Genomic DNA, 338 nt, shown 5'->3' with positions numbered 1-338 from the left:
GGCGTCGATCTTGGCCTTTTTCAACGCGCCATCGTCGGCAGCCGGGGGCGCGGCAGGGGCTGGCGAGTGGGCGGCCATGGCCGTGTCGAGGGCTTGCTGGGCGGCGGCAGCGGCACTGCGCAGTTCGTCGACCTGGGCCTGTAGCTCAGGGGTGACGTGGGTGGCCAGCTGTTTCTCGGCCTTTCTCAGGGCGACCTGAGCCATGCTGGCTTCGATCTTGAGTTTCTTCTGCTCATCGCTAACGCCGGCCGGTTTGGCCGCTGCGGCATCGCTGCTGGCCGCAGCCGGTGCAGCCTGGGCCTGAGCCGCCTTGGCTTGCGCCGCTTTGGCGGCGCGGG

Annotated in this window: 1 pseudogene; it reads right to left on the bottom strand. The window is 69.5% G+C overall.

The features are described from left to right. Positions 1–338: pseudogene (locus B3M58_RS12795) on the bottom strand (electron transport complex subunit RsxC); the annotation flags it as partial.

The organism is Pseudomonas sp. UBA2684 (assembly GCA_002354655.1).
GTDB lineage: Bacteria > Pseudomonadota > Gammaproteobacteria > Pseudomonadales > Pseudomonadaceae > Aquipseudomonas.
The sequence above is the reverse complement of the archived record's forward strand: the minus strand, read 5'-3'. Positions and strand labels throughout refer to the sequence as shown.